Origin of the sequence: Nocardia sp. NPDC060220 (assembly GCF_042727815.1) — a bacterium.
In the GTDB taxonomy this organism is placed as follows: domain Bacteria; phylum Actinomycetota; class Actinomycetes; order Mycobacteriales; family Mycobacteriaceae; genus Nocardia.
This window is the reverse complement of record NZ_JBHWZY010000466.1, coordinates 1-5410: the sequence shown is the minus strand read 5'-3', so window position 1 is coordinate 5410 and position 5410 is coordinate 1. Positions and strand designations below refer to the sequence as shown.

At 68.1% G+C, this 5410-nt stretch carries 5 protein-coding genes; 1 reads left to right on the top strand and 4 read right to left on the bottom strand.

Going from position 1 to position 5410, the window contains the following annotated elements; translation table 11 throughout:
• From ACFWF3_RS22585 to ACFWF3_RS22575, 3 genes are all read right to left on the bottom strand, one after another.
• On the bottom strand, positions 1-817 hold an 817-nt coding region (locus tag ACFWF3_RS22585; protein ID WP_379315170.1), incomplete at its 3' end, for an alcohol dehydrogenase catalytic domain-containing protein.
• Between the two features lie 104 nt (positions 818-921).
• Positions 922-1446, bottom strand: coding sequence for a DinB family protein (locus ACFWF3_RS22580; RefSeq protein ID WP_379315169.1), 525 nt, complete (start codon positions 1444-1446; stop codon positions 922-924).
• A 70-nt stretch (positions 1447-1516) separates the two neighbouring features.
• Entirely contained in the window at positions 1517-2581 is a 1065-nt protein-coding gene (locus ACFWF3_RS22575) for a phosphotransferase family protein (RefSeq protein ID WP_379315171.1), read from the bottom strand.
• 70 nt (positions 2582-2651) lie between these two features.
• Here ACFWF3_RS22575 and pabB point away from each other — a divergent pair, with 70 nt between their 5' ends.
• Positions 2652-4712: an aminodeoxychorismate synthase component I gene (pabB, locus tag ACFWF3_RS22570; RefSeq protein WP_379315168.1), complete on the top strand. Its 2061-nt coding sequence runs from the start codon at positions 2652-2654 to the stop codon at positions 4710-4712.
• Between the two features lie 66 nt (positions 4713-4778).
• Here the strand turns inward: pabB and ACFWF3_RS22565 are convergent, their stop codons facing one another.
• On the bottom strand, positions 4779-5270 hold the full coding sequence (locus tag ACFWF3_RS22565; RefSeq protein WP_378996359.1) for a hypothetical protein: 492 nt from the start codon (positions 5268-5270) through the stop codon (positions 4779-4781).
• Positions 5271-5410 lie beyond the last annotated feature (140 nt).

The following is a 5410-nucleotide window of genomic DNA, read 5'->3' as shown; positions in this document are numbered from 1 at the left end:
CCTCGACGTAGTCGCCGTGCATCTCACCCATGGTGAGGATGACCTTCTCGGCCATCCGACCCTCGGTGGCCTCGATCATCGGCATGATCGCGGCGGCCATGCTCTCGTAGGTGTGGGTGGCGCCGAACTTCTGTGCCTGTTCGCGCTTCCACGGATTCGGGTCGATGGCGATGACCTTCGACGCACCGGAGAGCACAGCCCCTTGCAGCGCGCTCATGCCGACGCCGCCGATACCCGCGATCACCACGGTCTCACCCGGCTGCACCTGTGCCACATGGGTCGACGATCCGAACCCGGTCGGCACGCCGCAGCCGACGAGGCACGCCACCTCGAACGGGATGGTGGGATCGATCTTCACCACGGACGTGTGGTGCACCGTCATGTACGGGGAGAACGTGCCGAGCAGGCACATCGGGATGACATTCTCACCACGCGCCTGGATACGGTACGTGCCGTCCGAAATGGCCTGCCCCATCAGCAGTCCGGCGCCCAGGTCGCACAGCGCCATGTTGCCGGCGACGCACGAGGGACAGCGGCCGCACGCGGGGATGAACGACAGGATGACGTGGTCACCCACGGCCAGGTCGGCCGGACAGTTCGGGCCGAGCTTGGTGATCACACCCGCGCCCTCGTGCCCACCCATCACCGGGTAGGCCGGCATCGGCGTCGCGCCGGTGACGATGTGATGGTCGGAGTGGCACATGCCCGCCGTTTCCATCCGGATCTGCACTTCACCGGCGACGGGGTCGCCGACCTCGATCTCCTCGACCGACCATTCCTGGTCGGTGCCCCACAGGATCGCGCCCTTCGTCTTCATGCCGGTAGACCTCTCGCCAAGCTCGTGCCTCGTTGTGACTGCACTCACCCTAGCCACAAATCACCAGTTTCTGAAACACGTTCTAGAAAATATTCGAGAGATTTCTATCCGCGCACGTCATGGACGTGGTGCACGACGTCGTGCACGAAGTACCGGCCCAGCGAGGCGACCGTGAACAGCGAACCGTCACTGCGCCCGCCCCGCAGATCGAGCCGATCGACGGGCACCGCGCCGAACGCGGCAGCCACCCGATCGGCGGCGAGCGCCACCTCCCGGGCCACTACGGCGGGGTCCTGCCGGTCGTAGCGATCGGCGACGGCGGTCGCGTCCTGATCCCAGTTCTCGAACCGCGGCGCCTCGACCCCGTCACCGTCGAGCATCAGCGCGAGCCTGGTATCGAAGATCCGGCACACATCGCGCACGTGAGCGCCGTATTCGAGGACCGACCAGGTCAGCTCGTCGGGACGCACTCGCGCGTCGTCGCGTTCGAGCGCAGCACCGATGCGGGTGGCACTGTCGAGCACGAGCTCGGGGACGGCCGAGTACGCGGTGGCCTCGGCATCGAATCCGCACTCCGAGCAGGCGCGTTCGAGGACCCAGGTCCAGTTCTTGGCGTCGGGGACGATCATGGAAGTCAGCCTAAATTGTCCTCTTTTTATGCTCCATCGATATTCAGCCAACTATCGGCGAGATCCGGCATCATTCGGCGAGCTGATTCGCTTGCTCGAAGAGTTCCAGCGTCACCGCGTGCAGGAAGTCGCCGACCGGCTTGGGCGCCTTGCCCGCGAAGGCCCGCGCGTACGTGCCCTCGAGGACGATGCCCAGCTTGAAGCAGGCCAGCACGGTGTACCAGGTGACGGCACTGAGATCACGGTCGGAGAACTTGCCGTAGTGCTCGATCATCTCCGCCTCGGTCGGCAGACCGCCGACGGTGCCGAGGGTGCCCATCAGACCCGCCCCGACGGTGCCGGGCTCGGGCCTGGTCGCCAGCTGCCAGCCCAGGTCGAGCAGCGGATCGCCGATCGTCGACATCTCCCAGTCGACCATCGCCGCCACCTCGGGGCCGTCGTAGTCGAACATCATGTTCGCCAGGTGACAGTCGCCGTGCATGATGCCGGGCAGCCAGTCCGCCGGCCGGTGCCGCTCGAGCCAGTCACCGATCCGCTCGAGACCGGGGATCTGCGGGCCGGGGTAGCCCTCGTTGGCGTTGTAGGAGTCGAGTTCGCGCAGCCAGCGCGGGACCTGCCGCTCGAGGAAACCCGCGGGACGTCCGTAGTCGTCGAGGCCGAGCGCCTGATAGTCGAGGGAGCCGAGCCGGGCGATGGCCTCGACCGCGGACAGACCCATCTGGCGCCGGACCTCGGGATCACCGGCGTGCAGTTCGGGCAGTTCCGTCTGCGGGTTGAAGCCGCGGATGGGCTCCATCAGATAGAACACCGCACCGATCACCGACTCGTCGTCGCAGGCCGCGATCACCCGGGGCGAGCGCACCTCGGTGCCGGCGATCGCGCGCAGCAGTCGTGATTCCCGGCCGATCACCTCATTGCTCTTGGCACGCAGATGCTTGGGCCCGCGCCGCAGCACGTACTCGCGCCCGCCCCGGGTGAAGCGCAGCATCACGTTCTGCGTGCCGCCGCCGAGAGCGGTGACCGCATCGAATTCCGTCCCGGGCAAGCCCTGTTCGTCCATCCACCGCCCGATCGCCGCGAAATCGGCGATCGCCGGGTCAACATCGACAGGTTGAGAAACAGCCATGCCGCACATTGTGCCCGGAGATCGGCGGGGACTGCGCGGGAATGCGCACGCGCACGCCCGGCGTAATGTTTCTGCCACGATGCGCACGCTCTTGATCGACAACTACGACTCGTTCACCTACAACCTCTATCAGCTGATCAGCGAGGTCAACGGGAGCGAGCCGACCGTCGTGCGCAACGACGAGGCCGACAGTTCCCTCGACCTCGATCAGTTCGACAATGTGGTGATCTCGCCCGGACCCGGCCGCCCGGACCGCGCCCGCGACATGGGGGCGTCGACAGCGCTGATCGCGCAGACCGATCTGCCGCTGCTGGGCGTATGCCTGGGCCATCAGGGAATCGTGCTCGGCGCGGGCGGAACGGTGGAGCGCGCGCCACAGGCCAGGCACGGTTTCCTCGATCAGGTGACCCACGACGATCGGGATCTGTTCGCCGGTCTGCCGCAGGGCTTCACCGTGGTGCGCTACCACTCGCTCGCGGCGCGGGAGCCGCTGCCCGCCTCGCTCGAGGTGACCGCGTCGACCAGCGATGGGGTGATCATGGGGGTGCGCCATCGCGAGCGGCCGCAGTGGGGTGTGCAGTTCCACCCCGAGTCGGTGTCGAGCGAATTCGGCGCCGCGCTGCTGCGCAACTTCGCCGATCTCACCAAAGCGCGCACACGGGTAGCCGCACCGGTGGTCGTGCGCGGACCCAGTGTCGTGGCGCCCGTTTCCCATGAACGCTCATTCAGCCTGCGGCACAAGGTGATCGAACGCGCGATCGACACCGAAGCGATCTTCCTGCGCCGTTGCGCCGACGCTCCGAACGCGTTCTGGCTCGACAGCGAGCACGTCGAACCCGGCCTGGACCGGTTCTCCTTCCTCGGCGACGCGAGCGGGCCGCATGCCGAAATCGTCGGCTATCGGGTCGGCGACGCCCGCGTCACCGTGACGGACATCGAAGGCACCCGTACCGTCGCGGGCACGGTCCTGGACTATCTCGATCGCGAACTCCGGGCGCGGCACTGCGAAACCCCGCCGCTGCCTTTCGATTTCGCGGGCGGCTACGTCGGCTATCTCGGTTACGAGGTGAAGGCCGACTGTGGTGCGAACATCGCGCACCGCTCCCCCACCCCCGATGCCCAGTGGATCTTCGCCGACCGGCTGATCGTCGTCGACCACGAGGCCGGGCGAACCCACCTGCTCGCCCTGTGCGAACCCGCCACCGAGAGCGACGCCGAGCAGTGGCTGCGCGAGACTTCCGACTCCCTCGACGATCTCCCCACCTGGGTCAATCCCGCCGACCTGCCCGTGGCCGCCGATCCCGGCGCAGTGCAGGCGCACCTGGTGCGTGGCCGCGACCGCTACCTCGCCGACATCGCGGTGTGTCAGGACCGGCTGCACGCGGGCGAGTCCTACGAGATCTGCCTGACCGACGCGGTCGCCGTCGCCGCGGCGCCCGGGGACGGATTCGCCTTCTACCGGCGCCTACGCCGCTGCAATCCGGCACCGTACGCCGCCTACCTGCGCTTCGACGGTCTGGACGTGGCGTGTTCCTCGCCGGAACGGTTCCTGAAGATCGACCGGGATCGAGTGGTCGAGAGCAAGCCGATCAAGGGCACCGCCCCGCGCGGACGGACCACCGACGAGGACGAGCGCCTGCGTCGCGCGCTGGCCGACGACCCGAAGACCCGGGCCGAGAACCTGATGATCGTCGACCTGCTGCGCAACGACCTCGGCCGCGTCTGCGAAGTGGGTTCGGTGCACGTCCCGAAGCTGATGGACACCGAAACCTACTCCACCCTGCACCAATTGGTGTCGACCGTGCGTGGCACGCTGCTCCCCGACGCCGGGGTGATCGACTGCCTGCGCGCCTGCTTCCCCGGCGGTTCGATGACCGGCGCGCCGAAGCTGCGGACCATGGAAATCCTCGACGAACTGGAAACCCAAGCGCGCGGCATCTATTCGGGCACCATCGGTTTCCTCGGCCTGAACGGCACCGCCGACCTCAACATCGTCATCCGCACCGCCGTCCGCTACGACGACGAGTGGCGGATCGGCGCGGGCGGCGCGATCGTCCTCGATTCCGATCCCGAGGACGAGTACGCGGAGATGGTACTCAAGGCGGCGGCGACATTCCGGGCGCTGACTCCCGACAGGTGAGTTCGACGCGCACGCGGCAACACCGGTCGGGCCACTTCGCCGCCGGAGCGGACGGCGTTCGAGGAATCAGCGCCGCCGACGGCCGCGCTTGTCCGGCTCCGGTTCCGGTGCGGGTTCCTCGCCCCCACGCCCCGTGATCCGCCCGAGCAACCCGACACCGGGCAGCTTCGCCACCGCACCGAACACGTCCTCGCCCAGGGAGATCATCGCCTCGAGCCGTGGCAACAGCCGGTCATAGGTCGCGAACACCGGATCGGCCAGCGCCAACGTCCGATCGAGCCGATCGATCGTGCTGTTGAGCCGATCGACCGCGATCGACAGGTTCTCCACCAGATCCGGCAACTGCGCGGCCAGCTGCGCCGACGCGGGCGGCAACCGAACCGCCGCGTCGAAGGCGTACCCCGCAGTCTGCTGCGCAGCATCGATAGCCTGTCCCGCCGCAGTCTGCGCCGCCCCCACCGCCGCCTGAGCCGCCGACAGCAACTCCGCCCCCGGCACCTTCCGCGCCTGCGCCGGAGCAGGTTCCTCCGCGCGCCCCCGCTTCCTCGGGTTCGTCATGACACCACTGTGCCGCAACCACGCCGCCTACGCAGGGAACCGCACCCCCGCTCACCTCCGTGTCCGGCGACAGAACACTCCCAGCCCCGCACGACCCGACCTCGAGGAGGGTCCGCCGCGCAGCGGCGGTTCGCGGCCGT

What these genes read in the sequence shown, in the direction of transcription:
- ACFWF3_RS22580 (WP_379315169.1), bottom strand. Translation starts at nt 1,446, where the DNA reads ATGATCGTCCCCGACGCCAAGAACTGGACCTGGGTCCTCGAACGCGCC.
- ACFWF3_RS22575 (WP_379315171.1), bottom strand. Translation starts at nt 2,581, where the DNA reads ATGTGCGGCATGGCTGTTTCTCAACCTGTCGATGTTGACCCGGCGATC.
- pabB (WP_379315168.1), top strand. Translation starts at nt 2,652, where the DNA reads ATGCGCACGCTCTTGATCGACAACTACGACTCGTTCACCTACAACCTC.
- ACFWF3_RS22565 (WP_378996359.1), bottom strand. Translation starts at nt 5,270, where the DNA reads ATGACGAACCCGAGGAAGCGGGGGCGCGCGGAGGAACCTGCTCCGGCG.